22 protein-coding genes and 1 pseudogene are annotated in these 22,018 nt (G+C 62.7%); 10 read left to right on the top strand and 13 right to left on the bottom strand.

Going from position 1 to position 22,018, the window contains the following annotated elements; all coding sequences use genetic code 11:
* The 8 genes and pseudogenes from AB4Z25_RS27235 to AB4Z25_RS27200 all read left to right on the top strand — a co-directional run.
* Nucleotides 1-173 (top strand): annotated as a pseudogene (locus AB4Z25_RS27235) (efflux transporter outer membrane subunit); the annotation flags it as partial.
* 166 nt (nucleotides 174-339) lie between these two features.
* Nucleotides 340-1,389: a LacI family DNA-binding transcriptional regulator gene (locus AB4Z25_RS27230; protein ID WP_112541113.1), complete on the top strand. Its 1,050-nt coding sequence runs from the start codon at nucleotides 340-342 to the stop codon at nucleotides 1,387-1,389.
* A complete protein-coding gene (locus AB4Z25_RS27225; RefSeq protein WP_112541112.1) occupies nucleotides 1,386-2,405 on the top strand; it encodes a polyamine ABC transporter substrate-binding protein in 1,020 nt (339 codons plus the stop codon). Before AB4Z25_RS27230 ends, AB4Z25_RS27225 begins: the two co-directional genes overlap by 4 nt.
* Nucleotides 2,406-2,469: 64 nt before the next feature.
* Nucleotides 2,470-3,297 carry an ABC transporter permease gene (locus tag AB4Z25_RS27220; RefSeq protein ID WP_112385400.1) on the top strand — a complete coding sequence of 276 codons (828 nt, stop codon included), beginning with the start codon at nucleotides 2,470-2,472 and terminating at the stop codon, nucleotides 3,295-3,297.
* Entirely contained in the window at nucleotides 3,294-4,073 is a 780-nt protein-coding gene (locus AB4Z25_RS27215; protein WP_112541111.1) for an ABC transporter permease, read from the top strand. Before AB4Z25_RS27220 ends, AB4Z25_RS27215 begins: the two co-directional genes overlap by 4 nt.
* The gene (locus AB4Z25_RS27210) at nucleotides 4,066-5,088 is read left to right on the top strand and encodes an ABC transporter ATP-binding protein (RefSeq protein WP_112541110.1); all 1,023 of its coding nucleotides are present in this window, start codon (nucleotides 4,066-4,068) and stop codon (nucleotides 5,086-5,088) included. Before AB4Z25_RS27215 ends, AB4Z25_RS27210 begins: the two co-directional genes overlap by 8 nt.
* A 4-nt stretch (nucleotides 5,089-5,092) precedes the next feature.
* Nucleotides 5,093-6,013 carry a nucleoside hydrolase gene (locus AB4Z25_RS27205; RefSeq protein WP_112541119.1) on the top strand — a complete coding sequence of 307 codons (921 nt, stop codon included), beginning with the start codon at nucleotides 5,093-5,095 and terminating at the stop codon, nucleotides 6,011-6,013.
* Nucleotides 6,010-7,800 (top strand): adenine deaminase, encoded by a 1,791-nt coding sequence (locus tag AB4Z25_RS27200; RefSeq protein ID WP_112541109.1) that lies wholly within the window; start codon nucleotides 6,010-6,012, stop codon nucleotides 7,798-7,800. The genes AB4Z25_RS27205 and AB4Z25_RS27200 overlap by 4 nt, the downstream gene beginning before the upstream one ends.
* 180 nt (nucleotides 7,801-7,980) lie before the next feature.
* On the opposite strand, the gene AB4Z25_RS27195 is transcribed toward AB4Z25_RS27200, so the two are convergent.
* From AB4Z25_RS27195 to AB4Z25_RS27170, 6 genes are all read right to left on the bottom strand, one after another.
* The gene (locus AB4Z25_RS27195; RefSeq protein ID WP_112541118.1) at nucleotides 7,981-9,150 is read right to left on the bottom strand and encodes a M20 aminoacylase family protein; all 1,170 of its coding nucleotides are present in this window, start codon (nucleotides 9,148-9,150) and stop codon (nucleotides 7,981-7,983) included.
* 93 nt (nucleotides 9,151-9,243) lie between these two features.
* Nucleotides 9,244-10,749 carry a tripartite tricarboxylate transporter permease gene (locus tag AB4Z25_RS27190; RefSeq protein ID WP_112541108.1) on the bottom strand — a complete coding sequence of 502 codons (1,506 nt, stop codon included), beginning with the start codon at nucleotides 10,747-10,749 and terminating at the stop codon, nucleotides 9,244-9,246.
* 10 nt (nucleotides 10,750-10,759) lie between these two features.
* On the bottom strand, nucleotides 10,760-11,221 hold the full coding sequence (locus AB4Z25_RS27185) for a tripartite tricarboxylate transporter TctB family protein (RefSeq protein ID WP_112541107.1): 462 nt from the start codon (nucleotides 11,219-11,221) through the stop codon (nucleotides 10,760-10,762).
* 99 nt (nucleotides 11,222-11,320) lie between these two features.
* Nucleotides 11,321-12,304, bottom strand: coding sequence for a tripartite tricarboxylate transporter substrate binding protein BugD (locus AB4Z25_RS27180; protein WP_112541106.1), 984 nt, complete (start codon nucleotides 12,302-12,304; stop codon nucleotides 11,321-11,323).
* A 201-nt stretch (nucleotides 12,305-12,505) separates the two neighbouring features.
* The gene (locus AB4Z25_RS27175; RefSeq protein WP_112541105.1) at nucleotides 12,506-13,837 is read right to left on the bottom strand and encodes a sigma-54-dependent transcriptional regulator; all 1,332 of its coding nucleotides are present in this window, start codon (nucleotides 13,835-13,837) and stop codon (nucleotides 12,506-12,508) included.
* Nucleotides 13,834-15,627: a sensor histidine kinase gene (locus AB4Z25_RS27170; RefSeq protein WP_442210184.1), complete on the bottom strand. Its 1,794-nt coding sequence runs from the start codon at nucleotides 15,625-15,627 to the stop codon at nucleotides 13,834-13,836. Before AB4Z25_RS27170 ends, AB4Z25_RS27175 begins: the two co-directional genes overlap by 4 nt.
* Before the next feature lie 212 nt (nucleotides 15,628-15,839).
* Between AB4Z25_RS27170 and AB4Z25_RS27165 the strand changes: the two genes are divergently transcribed.
* Nucleotides 15,840-16,502, top strand: coding sequence for a sulfite oxidase-like oxidoreductase (locus tag AB4Z25_RS27165; protein ID WP_112541104.1), 663 nt, complete (start codon nucleotides 15,840-15,842; stop codon nucleotides 16,500-16,502).
* On the opposite strand, the gene AB4Z25_RS27160 is transcribed toward AB4Z25_RS27165, so the two are convergent.
* The 3 genes from AB4Z25_RS27160 to AB4Z25_RS27150 all read right to left on the bottom strand — a co-directional run bounded on the left by AB4Z25_RS27160 (nucleotide 16,487) and on the right by AB4Z25_RS27150 (nucleotide 18,227).
* Nucleotides 16,487-17,098: a hypothetical protein gene (locus AB4Z25_RS27160; RefSeq protein ID WP_112541116.1), complete on the bottom strand. Its 612-nt coding sequence runs from the start codon at nucleotides 17,096-17,098 to the stop codon at nucleotides 16,487-16,489. The genes AB4Z25_RS27165 and AB4Z25_RS27160 overlap by 16 nt on opposite strands.
* Before the next feature lie 169 nt (nucleotides 17,099-17,267).
* Nucleotides 17,268-18,005, bottom strand: a complete 738-nt coding sequence (locus AB4Z25_RS27155) for a CbtA family protein (protein WP_112541103.1) — start codon at nucleotides 18,003-18,005, stop codon at nucleotides 17,268-17,270.
* A gap of 12 nt (nucleotides 18,006-18,017) precedes the next feature.
* Nucleotides 18,018-18,227, bottom strand: coding sequence for a CbtB domain-containing protein (locus AB4Z25_RS27150; RefSeq protein ID WP_097590488.1), 210 nt, complete (start codon nucleotides 18,225-18,227; stop codon nucleotides 18,018-18,020).
* A gap of 206 nt (nucleotides 18,228-18,433) precedes the next feature.
* Here AB4Z25_RS27150 and AB4Z25_RS27145 point away from each other — a divergent pair, with 206 nt between their 5' ends.
* Nucleotides 18,434-18,991 carry a histidine phosphatase family protein gene (locus AB4Z25_RS27145; RefSeq protein WP_442210180.1) on the top strand — a complete coding sequence of 186 codons (558 nt, stop codon included), beginning with the start codon at nucleotides 18,434-18,436 and terminating at the stop codon, nucleotides 18,989-18,991.
* Between the two features lie 258 nt (nucleotides 18,992-19,249).
* Here the strand turns inward: AB4Z25_RS27145 and AB4Z25_RS27140 are convergent, their stop codons facing one another.
* The 4 genes from AB4Z25_RS27140 to AB4Z25_RS27125 all read right to left on the bottom strand — a co-directional run bounded on the left by AB4Z25_RS27140 (nucleotide 19,250) and on the right by AB4Z25_RS27125 (nucleotide 21,959).
* Complete coding sequence (locus tag AB4Z25_RS27140) at nucleotides 19,250-19,693, bottom strand: response regulator (protein WP_112385412.1); 444 nt, start codon at nucleotides 19,691-19,693, stop codon at nucleotides 19,250-19,252.
* Complete coding sequence (locus AB4Z25_RS27135) at nucleotides 19,690-21,183, bottom strand: sensor histidine kinase (RefSeq protein WP_442210175.1); 1,494 nt, start codon at nucleotides 21,181-21,183, stop codon at nucleotides 19,690-19,692. Before AB4Z25_RS27135 ends, AB4Z25_RS27140 begins: the two co-directional genes overlap by 4 nt.
* Nucleotides 21,184-21,297: 114 nt before the next feature.
* Nucleotides 21,298-21,642 (bottom strand): hypothetical protein, encoded by a 345-nt coding sequence (locus AB4Z25_RS27130; protein WP_112541101.1) that lies wholly within the window; start codon nucleotides 21,640-21,642, stop codon nucleotides 21,298-21,300.
* A 74-nt stretch (nucleotides 21,643-21,716) separates the two neighbouring features.
* The gene (locus AB4Z25_RS27125) at nucleotides 21,717-21,959 is read right to left on the bottom strand and encodes a DUF6894 family protein (RefSeq protein ID WP_112385414.1); all 243 of its coding nucleotides are present in this window, start codon (nucleotides 21,957-21,959) and stop codon (nucleotides 21,717-21,719) included.
* Nucleotides 21,960-22,018 lie beyond the last annotated feature (59 nt).

Here is a 22,018-nt window from a genome sequence, read left to right as displayed (position 1 = left end):
TTCTCGATGCCCAGCGCAACGTCTCGACGGCCCAGGCAAGCCTTGCCGCCGCCGTCCAGCAGATGGCCAAGGACTACGTCTCGCTCAACGTCGCCGTCGGCGGCGGCTATGCGCCCGATGGCGCAAAGCCGAGTGCCGTCGCGAAGGTGCAGACGGTTGCTGTGAAGAAGTAATCGCCGCTGAAACGATCCAGAAGAAGCCCCGCTCTGCGGGGCTTTTTTTATGTCCGCAACATCTAATACAGTGCGGAAAACGCCAGTTACGCTAAGATTCGATTCGACAACGCCACATGCTTCCTGTAGAGCCTGATTAAACGATTAATCAAACACACGGCAAACCATGGCTTCGTCACGCCCGGGACCGAACTTGAGCAGGATAGCAACGTCGCTCGGCGTCTCCGTCGCGACCGTTTCGAACGCGCTTTCGGGTAAGGGCCGTGTTTCCGAACAGCTGGCGGAAAAGATCCGCGAGCATGCCGCCGAGCTTGGTTATATCCCCAGCCAGGCAGGCCGGGCACTACGCACCGGCCGCAGCGGCGTCCTTGGCCTCGTGCTTCCGGATATTGCCAATCCGCTCTTCCCGAAAATCGCCCAGGCGATCGAATTCGCCGCCAAGTCCGCTGACTACGGCGTGCTCATCGCCGACTCGCGCGGCGATGTGACGGCGCAGACCGAGGCGATCAACCGTTTGATCGAACGCGGCGTCGACGGCATGGTCATCGTCCCCCGCCGCGCCACCCGCATCTCCGCTTCCAGCTGTCCCGTCGCCGTTATCGACACAGCCTCGACCCCCGGCAACACCGTCGCCGCCGACCACTGGCAGGGCGGCCACCAGATCGCCGCGCATCTGGCGGGTCTCGGCCACAAGCGCATCCTGATCATCGGCAACAATCCGGAATCGAACGTTCAGAACGATCGCGCCGGCGGCATTCGCTCCGGGCTCGCCAAGGGCATGAGCTCGGAAATGCTCTGGATCGAACGGCTCGAACAGACGGCCGGCGCCGGCTGCCGGCTGGGCCTCGCCAGGAAGGCTGCCGAAGGCTTTACCGCCTTCGCCGCCCTCTCCGATCTGCAAGCCCTTCGGGCACTGACCGAGCTGCAGCAGGAAGGTATCAATGTGCCTGCCGATGTCAGCGTCACCGGCTTCGACGACCTGATCTGGTCACCGGTCGTCACTCCCGCGCTGACCACGGCGCGGATGGACATGGACAGGATCGCCGAGATCGCCATCTCGGCGCTGCTGAAGACCATTCTGGAAAGCGGCACCCGGGAGGGTGTCATCGTCACTGCGGAGACCGATCGCGTACCCATGCAATTGATCGTCCGCCAATCCTCCGGGCCAGCCCGCCCGGCAAAAGAAAACCTGACAGATGGAGAACTCGCGACATGAAATCCCTCATCGCATCGGTAGCGCTCTTGGCGCTCTCCCCGCTGGCGGCAGCCGCGCAGGACCGGACGCTGACCATTTCCGTCTATGCCTTCGCACAGGACGACTTCAAGACGATCGTCTACGATTCCTTTGAAAAGCAGTGCGGCTGCAAGCTCGTCGTCGAAACCGGCAACAGCGTCGAGCGCATCGCCAAGATGGAAGCGAACAAGGCGAACCCCGTCATCGACATGGCCGTCGTCTCGATGGCCGACGCGCTCTCGGCCTCCCGCAAGGATCTGATCGACAAGATCGACACCTCCAAGCTCACCAATTTCGGCAAGCTCTATGACGTCGCCAAGGACCCAAACGGCGACGGCATGAGCGTCGGCTATACCTTCTATGCCACCTCGATCGCCTACCGCTCCGACAAGATGAAGATCGAATCCTGGGCTGATCTGCTGAAGCCTGAATATGTCGGCCACGTCGCGTTCCCGAATGTCACCACCAACCAGGGCCCGCCGGCGCTCTTCATGCTCGGCAAGGCGATCGGCAAGGATACGCCGGACCTCAAGGGCGCGATCGCAGCGGTCGGCGAGAAGAAGGACGATATCGTCACCTTCTATGAAAAGTCCTCTCAGCTGGTGCAGCTGATGCAGCAGGAAGAGATCTGGGCCGCCCCGATCGGCCGCTTCTCCTGGGCAGGTTTCACCAAGCTCGACGTGCCCGTTGCCTGGGCTACCCCGAAGGAAGGCCAGACCGGCGGCATGAATGTCATGGTTCTCGCCAAGGGTTCGAAGAACCAGGATCTCGCCCTGCAATTCATGGATTTCTGGCTCTCCACCGACATTCAGACCAAGCTTGCCGAAAAGCTCGTCGACAGCCCGGCCAACAAGGAGGTCAAGCTGTCCGAGGCCGCTGCCAACAACCTCACCTATGGCGAGGAAACGGCAAAGAGCCTGAAGCTCATCCCCTCTGCCGTGGCGCTCGATAATCGCGATGCCTGGCTGAAGGAATGGAACAGCACGGTCGGCCAGTAAGCCACAAATAACATCCGGTCCCGGCAAGCCCGGGACCGCTTCTTACCCGCCCGAAAGGCTCCCGATGTTTCAGAACCGAGCAGAAGCTTTGGCGCTTGCGCTGCCGGCCGCAATCTTTGCGGCCGTGGTCTTCCTGCTGCCCGTCGCCATTCTGCTCTCCGAAGGTTTTCGCGCTGACGGCGCATGGACACTCTCGGCCTACACCGACTTCTTCTCCGAGCAGCTGAACCGCACCGTCTTTCTGCGCACCTTCCGGCTCGGGCTCGAAGTCACCGCCGTCTCCGCCGTCATCGGCTATGCCGCGGCCTTTGCCATCGTCAACCTGCCGCCCAAGGGCAAGGGCCGGATGATCGGTCTGGTCACCCTGCCGCTGATGATTTCGCCGGTGGCCCGCACCTATGCCTGGATCGTCATCCTCGGCCGCACCGGCATCATCAATCAGGCGATCACCGGTCTCGGCTTCAGCGACGAGCCGCTGCGCCTGCTCTTCACCGAAACCGCCGTCTTCATCGGCCTGCTGCAGCTCTTCCTGCCGCTGATGATCCTGTCACTGATCAGCGCTCTCGAAAACATGCCCAAGGATGCGATCCCGGCCGCCCGGGTGCTCGGCGCAAACTGGTTCCAGGTGTTCTGGAAGGTCATCCTGCCGCTCACCAAGGAGGGTCTCGTGGTCGGCGGCACGCTCGTCTTCACCGGCTCGCTCACCGCATACATCACCCCCGCCGTGCTCGGCGGCTCAAAGGTGCTGATGCTGGAGACCCTTCTCTACCAGCAGGTCTCCGTTTCCAACAATTTCGTCTCGGCCAGCGTCATCGCCTTCATGCTGATCGTCATGAGCTTTGCCGCCAACATCCTGCTGAAACGTCTGGCGACCGCGAGGAACAAGCGATGACCGCACGCCTCTTCCCGCCCATCGTCCTGATTCTACTGCTGACCTTCCTGATCGGACCGTTCCTGATCATCATCGCTGCCTCGCTCTCGGCCGGCGATACGCTGGCCTTCCCGCCACAGGGCCTGTCGCTGAAATGGGTCGCCAAGGTCTTCACCATCGACAGTTTCCGCGAGAGCTTCGGCATGTCGATGTTCCTCGCCGTTTTCGGCACGCTCTCTGCGCTCATCCTCGGCATTCCCGCCGCCTATGCGCTGTCGCGCTACAAGCTGCCCTTCGGCGAAACCATTCGCACCATCGTTTCCCTGCCGATCATCGTGCCCGGCATCATCGTCGGCCTGGCGCTGCTGCGCTATCTGGTCGTGCCCCTCGGCTTCAACATCACGCTGGCGCTGTTCTTCGCCCACACCGCGCTGGTTCTGCCCTATGCCGTGCGCGTCGTCTCGGCGAGCCTCAACAACCTGCGCTCCGATATCGAGGAAGCCGCCGTTCTCCTGGGCTCATCGCGATCCGGCGCCTTCTTCCGGGTGGTGATGCCGAATATCCGCGGCGGCATTCTCGCGGCCTTCATCCTCGGCTTCGTCACCAGCTTCAATCAGGTGCCAGTCTCGCTGTTCCTTTCCGGCCCCGGTGTCCGCACCCTGCCGATCGACATGCTGGGCTACATGGAAACCACCTACGATCCGTCGATCGCGGCGCTCTCCTCGCTGCTCGCCTTCCTGTCCATCGGCATCGTCTTCCTTGCCGAACGCTTCCTGGGATTCTCGCGTTATGTCTGATGCCTATCTTCAACTCGACAAGCTGACGCTGGCCTATGGCGATACGGTCGCGGTGAAGGACCTCGATCTCACGATCGCTAAGGGTGAACTCGTCGCCCTGCTCGGCCCCTCCGGCTGCGGCAAGACGACGACGATGCGCTCGATCGCCGGCCTGCTGACGCCCGACTCCGGCCGCATCAATCTCGATGGCGACGACATCACCCGCGTCTCGGCCAATAAACGCAATGTCGGCCTCGTCTTCCAGTCCTATGCCCTCTTCCCGCATCTGACCGTCTACGAAAACGTCGCCTTCGGCCTGCGTCTCAAGGGTGTATCCGGCCAGGATCTCGACAAGCGCGTGACATCAGGCATCAAGTCCGTCGGTCTCGCGAATTTCGCTTCCCGCAAGCCGGCCGAGCTCTCCGGCGGCCAGCAGCAGCGCGTGGCCCTCGCCCGCTCGATGGTGATGGAACCGAAGGTGCTGCTGCTCGACGAGCCGCTCTCCAACCTCGACGCCCGGCTGCGTCTGGAAATGCGCGCCGAGCTACAGCGCGTCCAGAAGGAAACCGGCGTGACGATGATTTTCGTCACCCATGATCAGGTGGAGGCGCTGGCACTTGCCGACCGGATCGTCGTCATGCTGAACGGCGGCATCGAGCAGATCGGTACGCCCGAGGATATCTACAACAGGCCGGTCTCGGCCTTCGTCGCCGATTTCGTCGGCTTCGAGAATGTCTTCAAGCTCGAAGGCGGCAAGCTCGTCACCCAAAACGGCCCGATCGATTTGCCGGCCCCTGCGCCTCAGGCTGCAGGGCTGGCCTGGCGGCCGCGCACGGTCATCCTTGGTTCCGGTCCTTTCCAGGGAACTGTGCGCGGCACCTCCTATGCCGGCAACACGCGGGAATACCTGCTCGACACGCCGCTCGGACCGATCAAGGCAGAGGTCGATGCAAGCCTGCCCGCCCACCCGATCGGCACCGCGCTTTCCTTCGACCTTCCGCTTGCTGCAGCCGCAAGCCTTTCGCGCTTCGGGTGACATGATGGGAATTTGGATCGATACCGACATGGGCTTCGACGACATCGCCGCCATTCTGGTGGTGAAGCAGTCAGACCTCGAAGTATCAGGCGTCTCGCTGGTGTTCGGCAACACGCCGCTGTCGCAGGTGAAGGTGAATGCAGCAGGCGCCGCACAGGCCTTCGGCTGGACATTCCCGATCCACAGCGGCCGCGCCAATCCAGTGATCGGCAAGATCGAGACGGCCCAGGCTATCCTCGGCGATACCGGCATTCCCACAGCGGGCCGCACCCTGCCGCAAGGCTCGGCGCTGGCCGATAGCGACGCTTTCCTCGCCCTCTGCCGCTGGCTCGAAACGGATGGCCCGCACCGCATCCTGGCGCTTGGCCCGCTGACCAATATCGCAGCAATCGCTCTCGCCCGGCCCGATCTCGCCGCCCGCATCACCGAACTGACCTGGATGGGCGGCGGAGTCACGATTGGCAATCATACGGCATCCGCAGAGTTCAACGCGCTTGCCGATCCGGAAGCGCTGGCGGTCGTCATCAGCCACGGCCTGCCGCTGAAGATGGTCGATCTCGACCTCTGCCGCAAAGTGCTGGCAAGGCCCGACGATATCGACCCGATCCGCAACGCCGGCGGCGCCAATGCCGAACTGATCGCCGACATGCTCGCGGGTTACGTCAATATCGGCATCAGCCGCGGTCGCACCGCCATGGCGATCTATGATCCCTCTGCCGCCGTCGCTTTCGCCGCCCCCGAACTCGTCACCTTCCGCGCCGCGCGCATCGATGTCGAACTCGGAGGCCAGTTCACCCGCGGCCGCACCGTCGTCGAGACCCGCGCAACCCATGCGGCGCCCAATGCCGAATTTGCTGTTGAGATCGATGCTGAGGCCGCCCGCGCGATCATCCTCGGCGCGCTCGAAAGCGAGGCCGGCAGATGAGCCATCCGCTCCGCCAGGAACCCGCCGATCTCAACGATCCCCAATTGCGCGCCCGCGCCGTGGCCGCCGCCCGCGGCGATGCGCCCTTCGATATCCTGATAACAGGCGGCAAGCTGCTCGATACCGTCACCGGCCTGATCCGCGAGGCGGATATCGGCCTGACCGGCTCGCTGATATCGAGCGTACACGCTCCGGGAAGCCGCAGCGATGCCGCCGAAATCATCGACGCATCTGGCACCATCATCACCCCCGGCCTGATCGACACGCATATGCATGTCGAAAGCTCGATGGTGACGCCCGCCGAATATGCCCGCGCCGTGCTGCCGCGCGGCGTCACGACGATCCTCTGGGATCCCCACGAATTCGGCAATGTCCACGGCCTCGACGGCGTGCGCTGGGCGATCGAGGCATCCGCCGGTCTGCCGCTCCGCATGATCCTGCTCGCCCCATCCTGCGTGCCCTCGGCACCCGGCCTGGAACGCGCCGGGGCTGATTTCGACGCCTCCGTCATCACCGAGATGCTACGCTCGCCCGCCGTCGGCGGCGTTGCCGAAGTCATGAACATGCGCGGCGTCATCGACGGCGACCCGCGCATGACGGAAATCGTCAATGCCGGTCTGGCATCCGGCAAGCTCGTCTGCGGCCATGCCCGCGGGCTCGAGGGCGCCGATCTCAACGCCTTCATGGCCGCGGGCATCACGTCCGATCACGAACTGACCTCCGGCGCGGACCTGTTGCAGAAGTTGGCGGCGGGCATGACCATCGAGCTGCGCGGTTCGCACGACCATCTGCTCTCCGAATTCGTCGAAGCCTTGAACACGATCGGCCATCTGCCGCCGACGGTGACGCTCTGCACCGACGACGTCTTCCCAGATGAGCTGCTTGACGGCGGCGGCCTCGACGACGTGATCCGCCGCCTGGTGCGCTACGGCATGCGGCCCGAATGGGCGCTGCGTGCCGCGACCTTCAATGCGGCCCAGCGGCTGAAACGCAGCGATCTCGGCCTGATCGCCGCGGGACGCCGCGCCGATATCGTGCTCTTCGAGGATCTTACCGATTTCAGGGCCCGGCGGGTGATCGCTAATGGCCGCACCATTGCCCGCGACGGCGTCATGACAGCGGCGCTGAAGCCGCTCGACACCGCACCACTCACCAATTCCGTCAAGCTCACTCCCTTCGGCGAAGACGACTTCAAGGTTCGTTCCGAGGGGACGCGCGTGCGCGTCGCCACCATCGACCGTCCTCGCTTCACGCAATGGGCCGAAGCTGAAACGTCAGTCGAAAACGGCTTCGTCGTCCCGCCCGCAGGCAGCACCATGATCTCGGTCGCCCACCGCCACGGACTGGCGGATGGCCGCCCGCGTACAGGCTTCCTCACCGGCTGGGGCGAATGGCGCGGCGCCTTCTGCACCACCGTCTCGCATGACAGCCACAACCTGACGGTCTTCGGCGGCAACACTGCGGATATGGCGGCGGCGGCGAATGCGGTGATCGCAGCAGGCGGCGGCATGGCGGTCGCGAAGGATGGCGTCATCCTGGCGCTGCTGCCTCTTCCGCTCTCGGGCCTCGTGACCGAAGCACCGCTCGCCGAGACGGCACAAGCCTTTCGCGACATCCGCAAAGCGATGGAAGAGATCGTCACCTGGCAGCCGCCCTACCTCGTCTTCAAGGCCTGCTTCGGGGCGGCACTTGCCTGCAATATCGGTCCCCATCAGACGGATATGGGGATTGCCGATGTGCTGACGGGAACGGTGCTGGAGACGCCAGTAATGGAGATATTGTCGTAGGGATCGCTTAGAGGATGTAGCCCCCTCATCCGACCCTTCGGGCCACCTTCTCCCCGAGGGGAGAAGGTGAAGCCGCGAACGTCGAAGCTTCTAGATTTGGAGCGAGGCAGAGCCACACGTCCCTTCTCCCGTCGGGGAGAAGGTGCCCGAAAGGGCGGATGAGGGGGCCACGGGCGCGACCTAAGCCGCCAACTCCCGCTCCACCAGCCTCACCCAATAAGCCACACCATACCCAAGCGCTCCGTCGTTAAAATCATAAGCCGTATTGTGATGCAGCGCCCCGTCCACAGCCGGGCCGTTCCCGAGCCAGACATAACACCCCGGCGCATTCTGCCCGAAAAACGCAAAGTCATCGCCTGCCGTCGACGGCGGAAAGCTGGTGCGCACTTTCGCCCCGAACACCTCGCCCGCAGCACCCAGCGCCCGCGCCGTCGCATCGGCGTCATTGAAGACAGGCGGAATGCGCCGTTCGAATTGATAGTCCGCCGCAATGCCGAACATCTGAGCGGTACCCTGCGCCAGACGGCCGATCTCTTCTTCCAGCTGGTCACGCACCTCGGGCGAATAAGCACGCGCCGTGCCGCCGATCTCGACGATATCGGGGATGACGTTCAGCGCCTTCGGATCGCCCGCCTGCAGCGAACAAGCGCTGACGACGGCCGGCTGCAGCGGATCGACGACGCGGCCGACGATGGTCTGCAACGAGGCGATAAAGGTGCCGGCGGCAGTGATCGGGTCTCGGCCGAGATGCGGCTTGGCGCCATGCGTGCCGGTGCCGCGAAAGATGACACGCCAGCTGTCGGATGAGGCAAGCTGCGGCCCCTCGACCACGGCGATCTCATCGGTGTCGAGACCGGGCATATTGTGCAGGCCGTAGACGGCATCGCAGGGGAACAGATCGAAAAGCCCCTCCTCGACCATGTGTTTCGCACCACCCCGGCCCTCCTCGGCAGGCTGGAAGATGAAATGCACGGTGCCGGAAAAGCCCTTGGTCTCCGCGAGATACCGGGCGGCGCCGAGCAGCATCGCGGTGTGCCCGTCATGGCCGCAGGCATGCATCTTGCCGGGTACTGTCGATTTATAGGGGCGATCCGCCATCTCGGGCATGGCCAGCGCATCCATATCCGCCCTGAGGCCGATGGCACGCGTGCCGTTGCCGACCTGCAGCGTGCCGACGACGCCCGTCATCCCCAGTCCGCGATGCACCTTGACGCCGGCCTCTTCCAGCAGTTTCGCGACGATGCCGCTGGTGCGCTCCTCCTCGAAGCCGAGCTCCGGATGGGCGTGCAGATCGCGGCGAAGCGAGGTGAGAAAAGGCAGATCGTCGATGATCCCTGCGGGAATGGTCATGAGCCGGGATGTCCTTGCATGCGAAAACGGGCGCCAGACCGGCGCCCGCTTCATGGATCCTTTGTTCAACAAAGGAGCGGTGAGTTCAACCCCTCACGTTTCCTCGACGAACACCTCTTCGCGCTTCTTCTTGACGCTCGGCAGGAAGACGATGATCAAGACGCCGAGCGCGATGGCGAGCAGCACGGCGCTGATCGGACGCGTCACGAAGGTCGTTGGATCGCCGCGCGACAAGATCATCGCCCGGCGCAGGTTCTCTTCCAGCAGTGGCCCGAGCACGAAGCCGAGCAGCAGCGGCGCCGGTTCGCAGCGCAGCTTCGCCAGCACATAGCCGATCAGGCCGAAGAAGGCGACGGCATAGAGATCGTAGACATTGGCGTTAACGCTGTAGACCCCGATCGAGCAGAAGGCCATGATGACGGGGAAGAGCACATAGTAGGGCACCGTCAGCAGCTTCACCCAGAGACCGATCAGCGGCAGGTTGAGGATGACGAGCATCAGGTTGCCGATCCACATCGAGGCGATGATGCCCCAGAACAGCGCCGGCTGTTCGGTCGCGACGTTCGGACCTGGGACGATCCCCTGGATGATCATCGCGCCGACCATAAGCGCCATAACAGGGTTTGCGGGAATGCCGAGCGTCAGAAGCGGGATGAACGAGGTCTGAGCGCCCGCATTGTTCGCCGACTCGGGACCGGCGACACCGGCCACCGCACCATGCCCGAATTCTTCCGGGTTCTTCGACGTGCGCTTCTCCACCGTATAGGAGGCGAAGGACGCCAGAATGGCGCCGCCGCCGGGCAGAATGCCGAGCGCCGAGCCGATCGCCGTGCCACGGATGACGGGCGCGATCATCTGCTTGAACTCGCTCTTCGACGGCAGCAATCCGGACACTTTTGCCATCAGCACCGTTCGGGTCTTTTCGCCTTCGAGATTGCGCAGGATTTCGGCGATGCCGAAGACACCGACCGCGAGCGCCACGAAATTCAGCCCGTCGGCATATTCGCGGATGCCGAGCGTGAAGCGCGGAGTCCCGGTATAGATATCGGTGCCGACGAGCCCGAGCAGCAGCCCGAGCGCCACCATGGCCAGCGCCTTGATGATCGAGCCATGCGCCAGCGCGATCGACGACACCAGGCCGACGATCATCAGCGAGAAATATTCCGGGGCGCCGAATTTCAGCGCGATCTCGGTTAGCGGCGGCGCGAAGATGGCAACGAGGAAGGTCGAGACCGTTCCGGCGAAGAACGAGCCAAGTGCTGCGATCGCAAGTGCTGCCCCCGCCCTGCCCTTGCGGGCCATCTGATAGCCGTCGATCGCCGTCACCGCCGAGGATGACTCGCCCGGCATGTTGATCAGGATCGCCGTCGTCGAGCCGCCATACTGCGCGCCGTAATAGATGCCGGCGAGCATGATCAGCGAGGAGACCGGCTCCAGCTGGAAGGTGATCGGCAAGAGCATGGCAATCGTCGCCGTGGCGCCGATGCCGGGGAGCACGCCGATCAGCGTGCCCAGGAGGACGCCGACCAGGCAGAAGAGCAGGTTTGCAGGCGTTGCTGCCGTGGCGAAACCGAGAGCGAGATTGTTGAAAAGTTCCATGTCTCTCTCCTCAGAACCTGGTCCACGGACCGAAGCGCTCGAACGGCAGGCCGAGGCCATAGCTGAATACCGCGACCGAGAAGACCGTGAGCCCCAGCGACAGGATCAGCGCGGAGAAGACATTCATCTTCTCGGACGCGAAACAGGCGATGAAGGCCGTGAGAAACAGCGAGGGCGCAAAGCCCAGCCCACGAACCGTCAGGCCGAAGATGACAGGTGCCGGCAGAATGAAGAGCATGCCGCGCCAGGCAAAGGGGTCGATCGGCTCACCCTCGACGCGGAGCGCCTGGAAGAACACGATCCCGCCAAGGATGACAAGCACCCCCGAGAGCACCAGCGGAAAATAGCCCGGCCCCATGCGCAACGCGGTACCGAGTTCGAGCGTGAAGGACTGGTAGGCGAAGAATGCGCCGGTCGCGACGAGCAGCGCGCCGCAGATCGCATTGGTGGTGTCGAATGTGACAGATTTCATGGTGTCTCCGTGGGGTTGGAGATGGAACCTCGCAGGAAGCATCTGGCTGCACGAACACCCTCTCCGGCAAAAGAGAGGGTGCGCAATTGCAGCAGATGCTTAGTCAGCGTATTCGCCGGCAGCTTCGATCACCGGCTTCCAGCGGGTGATTTCGCTCTCGAGCTTTGCCTTCAGGGCCGCAGGCGTCGCATCGGCGTCCGGCGACGGCACGGTGCCGAGTTCGGCGAAGCGGGCAGCAACGTTGCTGTCCTTCAGCGCCACCTGCAGTGCCTTCGACAGACGCTCGTTGACCTCAGCGGGCGTGCCCTTCGGCGTGTAGATGCCGTGCCAGATGCCGACTTCGAAGCCCGGCAGGCCGCCTTCGACAGCGGTCGGAACGTCCTTCAGGACATCCAGGCGCTTCGGCGAGGTCACGGCATAGGCCTTGATCGTGCCACCCTGGATCTGTTTTGTGGTGTTGGTGGTCTGGTCACACATGATATCGACCTGGCCTCCAAGGAGATCGGTCATCGCCGGGCCGGTGCCCTTGTAGGGAACGGTCGTCAGCGGCGTCTGGATCGCGCTCATGAACATCATGCCGCAGAGATGCGAGGCCGCACCGATACCGGCATTGGCGTAGGTGACCTTGTCCTTGTTCGCCTTGACATATTCGACCAGGCCCTTGAGATCGGTCGGCTCGAAATCCTTGCGGGCGACGATCGTCATCGGCACGTCGGTGACGAGGCCGACGTAATCGAAGGCATTGAGCGTGTCATAGGCAAGCTTGCGGTAGAGCGTAGCGGACGTCGCCATGCCAATGTGGTGAAGCAGGATGGTGTAACCATCAGCATCGGCCGACGCGACGCGTCCGGCGCCGAGCGTACCGCCGGCACCGCCGACATTTTCGACGACGATCTGCTGTCCCAAATCCTTCGACATGGATTCGGCAACGAGGCGCGCGACCGTATCCGTCGGGCCACCGGCCGCGAACGGCACGACCATGGTGATTGTGCGTTCAGGATAGCCCTGTGCGGATGCACCGGCAGCGAAAAGAGAGACGGCGGCAGCGGCCGTCATGCCAAGCATGGCCTTGAAGAGTTTCATCGTTTTCCTCCCTGATGAAAACAGGCTGTCCACCGGCGCTTCCCATGCGCCGGTGGAATGGCGGCCATTAACAGGAGGTAAACGCGCCCCGGCAATCGTCAGGCGCCACCGCCAGGCAGAGATTTCGCCTGCGTGCGCCGCAGCATGGGTCGATTCGGAAACAAAGGTCGCCAGCAGTGGGTGGAAATCCACCCATTTCTGCTATTCTGAAACCAGCAGCTTCTTGTCGAGCCCGTATTTCTGCATCTTTTCATAGAGTGTCTTGCGGGAAATCTGCAGCGACTCGTAGACCGGTTTGAGACTTCCGCCATGCGCGACAAGCGCCGTGGCGATCACCCCGCGCTCGAATTCGGCGACGCGATCGGCAAGCCCGGACACTTCGCCATTGAGGCGCTCGCCGCTATCGAGGCCGAGGACCAGGCGGTCAGCCGCGTTGCGCAGCTCCCGTACATTGCCCGGCCAGTCGCGCTGGGCGATATCGGAAATCAGATCGGGGGAAACCGGCAGATCGTCGCGCCCATAGCGCGCCGCCGCCTCTCGTACCAACTGGAGAAACAGCAGCGGAATATCCGCGCGCCGCTGCGTCAGCGCCGGCACATGCAGGGTCGCAACATTCAGCCGGTAGAAGAGATCGGCGCGGAAGCGGCCGGCGGCGACTTCGGCTTCCAGATCGACCTTGCTGGTGGCGATGAAGCGGACGTCGAGCGGCACGATTTCGTTGGAGCCGAGCCGCGAGATCACCCGCTCCTGCAGCACTCTCAGAAACTTCGCCTGCAGATCGAAGGGCATCGAGCCGATCTCGTCGAGCAGGATCGTCCCGCCGCGGCCATGCTCGAATTTGCCGTAACGCGGGCGCACGGCGCCGGGAAAGGCACCGGCCTCGTGGCCGAACAGTTCGCTCTCGATAAGATTGGCAGGCAGGGCCGCACAGTTGATGGCGATGAACGGGCGGCTGGCCCGGGCGCTGATATCGTGAAGCGCCCGCGCCACCACTTCCTTGCCCGCCCCTGTCTCGCCGACAATGAGCGTATCGGCATCGCTGGCCCCGATCGCGCGGATGCGGTAGCGCAGATCGACCATCACCTGCGTCCGTCCGGGCAGCCGCGATTCGATATCATCGCGCTTTCCGGCGACGGCCTTCAGCAGCCGGTTTTCGAGGACAAGACTGCGGCGCTCCAGGGCGCGCTTGATGACACCCGCCAGCATCTGCGGCGTGAACGGCTTCTCGATGAAATCATAGGCGCCCTCGCGCATCGCCTTCACCGCCAGCTGCACGTCGCCATGGCCGGTCACGAGGATGACAGGCACTTCCGCATCGATCTCGCGGATACGGTTCATCAACGTCATGCCGTCGGTGCCGGGCATGCGGATATCGCTGACGACGACGCCGGGGAAACTGTAGCCGATCAGCTCGAGCACATGGTCGGCATTCGAAAAGGTCTCGACATTGAAGCCGGAGAGCTCTAGCGCTTGCGCCGTCGAACGGCGCAGCTCCTCCTCGTCATCCACGAGCAGGATCTTCTGTTCATTCATTCCGCGGCCTCCGGCATGGCGCCCGCCGCCGATTGCAGTTCGATGCGGAACTCGGCGCCACCATCAGGGTGATTTTCCACCGTCAGGCTGCCGCCGAAATCCTTGATGATGTTGTAGGAGATCGAGAGGCCGAGACCGAGCCCCTTGCCGACGCCCTTGGTCGTGAAGAACGGATCGAAGATGCGCTCGGCGATTGCCGCCGGCACGCCAGGCCCGAAGTCGCGCACTGTTAGCACTACCTTGCCGGCACTCTCGAAGGCGCTGACCTCGATCCGCCGGTCGTTTAGGCCTTCCACGGCATCAGCCGCATTTGAGATGACATTGACCAGCACCTGCTGCAGACGCACCGAACCTGCCCGAACGACCGGCGGATGCAGGCCAAGATCGAGCTGCAGATCGGCATCCGCCGCCTTCAGCCGCCAGGCGACGATCTCCAGCGTATCGCGGATCGCCTCGTCGAGCGGCACCGGGCCGAGCTTTTCGTTCGGCTTGCGGGCGAAATTGCGAAGATGCTTGCTGATCGCCGCCATCCGGTCGATCAGCCCGCCGATACGGCGGATATTGTCCTGCGCTTCGGTGTTTCGTCCGCGGTCGAGCAGCACGGCGGCGCTATCCGTATAGGTCTTGGCGGCGGCCAGGGGCTGGTTGAATTCGTGCGACAATGCCGCCGACATCTGGCCGAGCCCGGCAAGCTTGCCCGCCTGGATAAGATCGGCCTGCGTCTGCCGCAGCTGCTGCTCGGTCAGGCGCCGCTCGGCGATCTCTTCCTCGATGCGGCTGTTGACCCGGGCAAGATCGGCCGTGCGCTCCTCGACGCGCCGTTCCAGCTGGTTGCGGGCGTCGGCCTGCAACTGCATGCGTTCATTGAGCCGCATCCGGCGCTGGCGCAGAACGGCAAAGGCGAGGCCGGCAATGCAGAGCATGAGGAAACCGGCGACCAGCGCCGTGCGCGCTTGCGCCCGGACGGAGCCGGTGTCGAGCAGAACGTTTACGGTCCAGTCTTCGGCCTGCATATATTGCGAGAGCACCAGATATTCCTTCTGCGCCCCCTCCTCGATCATCGTCATCAGATCATGCTCTGCGAACCGGCTGCGGCCGAGCGGCAGTGCCGTCAGCGCCGCGTTGGCATAGCGCCGGGAGGCCTCGGTCCGCTGCATGCGATCCGCCGTCAGCGGCAGGATGCTGTTATAGAGCCAGGCCGGCTTGCCGGACATGAAGATGATGCCTTCAGGATCGGAGACGAAGATGCGGTATTCGCCGCTGGTCCAGGAAGACTCGATCATGTCGATATCCACCTTGAAGACGATGACGCCGCGAATGCCGTCGCCAGCTCTGATCGGTGATCCGAAATAATAGCCGCGCTTCAGCGAGGTCGTTCCCAGTGCGTAGAACCGCGACTGCTTTCCGGCAATCGCCTCCTGGAAATACGGGCGATAGCTGAAATTCTCGCCGATGAAGCTTCCCGGCATATCGAAATTGCTGGCGGCGATCGTCTCGCCGTCAGGCTTGATCACATAGATGTCTGAGGACTTGAGGAGATGGTTGATCTCCTTGAGATAGAGGTTCGCGGCGTCGCGCAGATCCTTGTCGTCGGGATGCGTGACCAGTTCCTTGATGTCGTCGTGATCGGCAATCAGCGCCGGCAGTGCCTCGTAGCGATTCAGGTGACCGCTGAGGGCCGAGACGGCCAGCCGCAGCGCCGTCCCTGCCTGCGCCGAGGCCTCGCCCATATAGGCGCGCGTCGCCAGCGATCCGCCGTAATAGAAGAAGGCGAAAACGACGAAAGGCACTGAAAACAGCGCAAATATAAGCCTATGCCTCTGAGACAGCGGCGGCTCCTCCCATTTTGCCTCCCTCCCCAGGAAGGCAACCCCGACCGCCCGATTGTAATGATCGGCGCCGCGAATTCCAAGAGGCGACAGGCATGGCCAAGGCGATCGTCCTGCCCTTGACACTCCGGGCCCGGAATTGTCCTATCGGCCGACTGTGATGGGAGACCGCGATGACCGACGAACAGGCGCCTGTTGACAGCAAGCTCACCACGTCCAAGCGCCGATGGGCCGCGGAAGGCAAGTTCCTGACAGGGCGAATTGCCCGCCCGGAGACCGAGCGTTTGCCGCCCGGGCAGCATCTGGTGAAGAACTGGCCGGTGCTCGATCTCGGCGAACAGCCGGCGATCTCGCTGGATGACTGGACGCTCGAGGTGCGCGGTCTCGTCGAGACACCGCTTGCGCTGACATGGCCTGATTTCCAGTCGATGCAGCAGAGCACCCGTGTCAGCGACATCCATTGCGTGACGACATGGTCGCGTTACGACAACCGCTGGGAAGGCGTCTCAACCCGCGATTTGCTGGATGCCGCCATGCCGAAGGCCGAAGCCGGTTACGTCATGCTGACGAGCTATGACGGCTACACCACCAATCTGCCGCTTGCGGATTTCGCCGCCGAAGATGCGATCCTGGCAACCGCCTGGGAGGGGCAGCCGCTGACGGTTGATCACGGCGGCCCAATGCGGCTGGTCGTGCCGCATCTCTATTTCTGGAAGAGCGCCAAATGGCTGCGCCACATCGACCTGATGCCGTCAGACAAGGCGGGCTTCTGGGAAATGAACGGCTATCACATGATCGGCGACCCCTGGCGCGAGCAGCGCTACACCGAAGACTGAACCCGCAGCAGCCTGCGGCCGGCGAAGAAGACGCCAAAGATCACCGCGAAGAAACCGCTGAACGACGCCATGCTTGCCGTATGCAGCGGAATTTCGCTCCAGCGCGGCTTGATGACATCGGCAGTGTTGAAAGCCTCGCCGCTGAACCGGCAGGTGATCAGCGACAGGCCGCGGCGCACCATGTCGGCATCGGCATCCGAGATGATCGCAGTCGCCGCCTCGCTCTCGCGCGGCATATCCCGCAGCGATAGCAGCACCGCCTTGGTAGCGGCAAGATAGGCATGGGCGCACTCGTTGAACGGGCTTTCTTCATCCGTGACGCTGCCGGGCATCCGCCCCCACAGACAGTAGGAATACTGGATCTGTGCATAGTTCAGCACCCGGCGGAACGGCTCGTTCGTATCGGTGGCGCCGGACGCGAGCGCGATGATCCGATCGCGGTAATCAGCCATGACCGCCATTTCGCCATGCGAAATTTCAGGGACAGGAATGCCGCTGTGGTTTTCCGACGCGGTGCGGCTATGGGCCATGGCTCCGCCGGTCAGCAGCGCGAGCGCAGCTATAGAGATCGCCGAACGAAGAAGCAGCCGTTTCATCGCAGACCTTACCAATCCCTCATTCCGGTGCTTGTCACAGGAATCCAGTGCGTCCATGTCCATGGACGCGGGAAACTAGAGTCATTCAACGCGCCGACGCGCGGTGGCTGGATTCCTGCAACGAGCACAGGAATGAGGGAGAGTGCGGAACACCTCCCTCACCAAGCTCTCACCGAAACGCCGGACGGCCAACCGGGGACCGCGCTTCCAGCCGCTTCTCGGCCAGGAAGCCGAAGACCACCGCAAGCACCGACCACAGGATCACGTGCATGCCGAGCGACGTCGTGCGGAAGCTCCAGAGCACCGCTGCCGAATAGTTTTCCGGCACCTCGTTGATCGGCGGCAGCAGATACTGCACGGCGCCGATGAAGACGATATAGGCGATACCGGCGATGATCGAACCGTTCCAGATGCCGAAGCGGGCAGCCAGATTGCGGGCAAATGCCACGGCTGCAACCAGCGCCCCAACCGAGACGACGATCATCAGGAAGAACAGCTCGGTGCGAACGCCGATCGTATCCGGATTGCCGACAGCCGGCGGATTGGCCGGGTACTTGATGCCGGGAACGAGGATGATGGCGACGAAGGCTGCCAGCGCGATGACGGCAGCCGTGCCGCGGGCGCTGAGCTTGCTGAAGCGGCCATGCACGAAGGCGAAGGCCAGAGCAAAGAGGCCGCCGACGGCGATGCCGTAAGCCATCACGCCGGTGAAGAGGCCGATGCCGGCCTGGGTGGCGCGGCTGACGATTTCGGGTTCGGCGGCTTCGCCGGCAGCCGTGGCTGCGGCTTCCTCGAAGGCGATCGCCTGATCGACCAGCGGTTCACCGAATGTATGGGCGAAGGCAAAAACCAGGATGCCAGCAATCGCCCCCGCGATCATCCCACGGAGTAGAAGATTTCCCACCATGTCTGTCGTCCTTTAGTGGCAGGGGAAGCCGAGAAGATGGCGGCCGTCATGCACGAATTCGTGCACATACATGCCGTTGAAAAGCGCCATGGCGCCTTCTTCCGTGCCGACGAAATAGATGGCGATGATCATCAGCAGGCCGCCGAAGATCGCCCATGGCAGGATTTCGCCTACCGGGATTGGCGCCGGTGCTGCAACAGGCGCAAAAGTGGTGTCAGACATGTATTCCTCCTGGAATGACGCGTTCAGTCGAAAGAGTGTTGGCGGCAAGGTCTGACTTCCAGCCTGCTTTCGCATCCTGGTCACAGTGGCGCGACCGCGCCGGATTTCCACCGGCTTCCAAACCCGCAACATGCCCGTTATATCTCTAGGCTGAGAACTGTCAACGAAACTTCATTTGCCATCCACGGCAAGCCGGAGGCTCACCTGTGCATACCCGGCTGACCTGGATCTGCCACGGCCCGACCAGCGCCAACCGCGAGGGCCGATTCCCTTTGAACGAGCCGCTGGAGCAGAGCGCCGTTGTGGAAACAGCAGCGTTGACGGAGAGGCTTCGGCACGCCGATCGTAGCGCAAGCAGCCCTACCCTGGCAGCGTTGCAGACGGCCGAAATCCTGAACCTTGCCGCCACCGGCGATCCCAGGCTTGCCGATCCTGATTATGGCCGCTGGAAGGGACGCTCGCTCGCCGATCTGCAGGCAAAGGAGCCGGACGCTCTGGTTCAATGGATGACGGATCCGCAATCGGCGCCGCATGGCGGCGAAAGTCTCGCGAAAGTTCAATCTCGCGTCACCGGCTGGATGGAGGAACAGCAGAGCCTCGACGGGCACGTGATCGCAATCGCCAATGCCGCGGTGATCCGGGCCGCCGTTCTCCATGTGCTGAACGCGCCGCTCGCCTCGTTCTGGCTGACGGATATCGAACCGCTTGCCATCCTGCGCATGAGCCATGACGGCCGCCGCTGGGCGCTGCGCTTCGGCCGCTAAAGCGACCATTCCCAACGCGAAATTTAGATAAGCCTTACGCAAGCAAGTTGCGCAATACCTATTGAACCCGGCTTGCCGGGCGCTAAGTCCTTGCCCCGGGGAGACCAGCCATGACGTATGATTGGAGTGGGGAGCGTACACGGCGCGTGCGTCTTCTGAAGATCGTTACCGCCGTTGTTCTCATAGGCTTTGTCATCAGCATCCCGATGCTGGTGAGCTGAAAGAAGGGCGAGCAGTCAAACTGCTCGCCTTTTCGCGTTATTGCTGCGGAATCTGGATGACCGCGAAGAACAGGCCGAGCTGGCGGATCGCGTGCGCAAAGCCTTCGTAATCGACGGGCTTGGTGATGTAGACATTGGCGCCGAGATCGTAGCAACGCTGAATTTCGCGCTCGTCGTCGGTCGTCGTCAGGATCACCACCGGCATGCGCTTGGTGTGCTCGTTGCCCTTGATCTGTTCGAGAATGTCGATGCCCGAGGTGTCAGGCAGATTGAGATCGAGCAGCACCAGCAGATAGCGGTCCCTGCTGACCTCACCGCTGCGATCGGCACCAAGGATGAAATCGAGAGCGCTCTTGCCATTGGTGAAGGGAACGATCTCGTTGTTCACGCCGGCCCGGCGCACGTTCTTCTCGATAAGGCGGGCATGCCCCTCATCGTCTTCGATCATCACGATCGTGACTTCCTGGCCCGTGGCTTTCATGACTCTGTACCCTTTACGATAGTGGTGAGATCCGAAGGCAGGAGCAGCGTGAACGTGCTGCCGGTACCTTCAATCGACTCGACAGTAATGTCGCCGCCCAAATTTCGTATTAACGAACGCACATATGCCAGGCCGATCCCCTCGCCCGGCTGGTCTTGCTCGCCGGCGCGGCGGAACAGCTCGAAAACGCGCTCGCGGTCGTTCTTTGCAATACCGCGGCCATTATCCTCGACATCGATCTTGATACGGCCCTTGCCGGCAGGCATTGCCCGGACCGCAATCTTTACCGGGCGGCCAGGATAGCGGTATTTGACCGCATTGTCGAAAAGGTTGCCGACGATCTGGTCCAGCGAGAAGCGGTCGGTTATGAGTGCGGAAACGCGAATGTCCATCTCCATCGTCCCGTCGGCCGCAACCACCTGGTGGTGAACGCTCGCAGCCGCGGTCTCCATCGCGGCCTTGAGATCGACCCTCTCCGGAACCAGTTTGCGGCGCCCGTCGCGGGAAATCTTGAGGATGGCGTTGATCAGCGAATCCATCTTCCGCGTCGACGAGCGGATAAAGCTCATCGCCTCCGGAAGGTCTTCCTCCACCGCCAGCCGCGCTTCCTTGATCTCGCTTTCGCTCGGCTTCTTCTCGTCGGCCATTACATAGGCCGTCACTGCAATGAGGCTCGCCTCCAGTTCGCTGAGGAAGCCCATGATATTGACCAGCGGCGCGCGCAGGTCGTGGGTGACGATATAGGCGAAGCGCTGGATCTCCTGGTTCGCCTGCATCAGATCCTCTGTGCGCTCGTTGACGCGCTCCTCGAGGCCGCTGTTCAGCGCTTCCAGTTCCTCACGCGCACGCGACAGATCGCGCACGTGCTGGAAGATAATGAGGATGGCGCCGCCAAGCACAATCACGATCGCCAGCGCACCGCCGACGGTGACCCATTGCAGATCGCTGGCGGCCTCGAGCTGCTCGGCAACGATCACCCGCAAATGCTCGTCGGTCAGTCCAATGAAGCCGATCATAAGGCGCCGGGCATCGTCCATATAGACGCGCCCGCTGTCGTTGCTGACGATGGCAAGCGCTTCCTGCTGCCTTCCGTTCTGGGCGAGCGCCACGGTGTTCTCGACCTCTGCCAGCTTGCCGTCGATCGCCTTGTCGAGGTCAGGCAGTTTCCCGGCATATTCCGGGTAGTTGGCAACGGCATCGGCAAGGCGCTTTCGCCGCTCCGGCAGATTTTTCAAGGCCAGATTGAAAGGATCGAGATAGCTCTGCTCGCCGGTCAGCAGAAAGCCGCGCTGGCCGGTTTCGGCATCCTGAAGCGCCGAAAGCAGATCGGCCGAGCCGCTGCGGATCCGGCGCATCTCGGCAACGGTATCGGAATAGACCCGGTTCTCTCTCGTCAACCACAGCGAGGTCCCGACGATGCCCACCAGAAGCAGAACGCCGAGCCCGAGCATGATCAGCGTCGAGCGAACGAAGGAGGTGTTGGATGACATCAGGGATTTCTCTGAAAAGGATTTTCTGAAATACAAGTGACGGAAAAACGCCTTGCGATCAACCCGATGACCGCAAGGCAATGATATCCACCGTGACTATAAATGGGATTTGCGTCAGTGTTTGACGCCGTCGCCCGCTATTGACGGACTGGTCACCGAAACCGGATCGCTTGCCGGAAACGTATCCTCAAGGCCGCGATCAAGCTGCGCTTCCAGCTCCTGCTCTGCCTTGGAAACGCGCGCACTCTCGCGAACGCGCATCTCGCCGCCTTCCTGCGCCTCGGCCGAGGCAAATTCGCCCATCAGCGCCTTCGCCTTGTCGATTGCGTTTTGCCGGTTGAGATCATCGGCTCCCTTCATCTGAACGGAAACGACCTCGCCGCCATCACTGACGAATTCGACGGTGAATCCCGATTTTCCGCCATGGCTGGGAATGACCTGAGTGCCGACGACCTGCATGGACCTGTCCTCCTAAGCGTTTCAACTTCAATGTCCAAACGGCAGAAGCGATCGCTTGGTTCCGCCGGCCACCGTCACGATTGGCGCAGGTAGCTGATCGTCAGTTCCAATTCGAGATTGACGATCGGCATGCGCTGACCGTTCTGCACCTCGATGCTGAGCCGCTCGCCCGGCGCCGACGGCAACCCATCCAGCGCCATTTCCGCCAGTACGCGCTTGGCCTGCTCAACGGCCGATATCAGATCCGGAAACTCGAAAGCCCGGTCGGCTGGCACAGTGCCGTCATTGTCATGCGTCTTGAAATAGAATGCGGACATTGCTTCCCACTCTGGTTTTGCTCTTTAAAGCGGGAAGCACGCTAAAGGTTTCAATTCGC

The sequence above is a fragment of the Rhizobium sp. RAF36 genome (assembly GCF_052114105.1).
Classification (GTDB): Bacteria; Pseudomonadota; Alphaproteobacteria; order Rhizobiales; family Rhizobiaceae; genus Rhizobium.
This window is presented reverse-complemented; position numbering and strand designations above follow the sequence as displayed.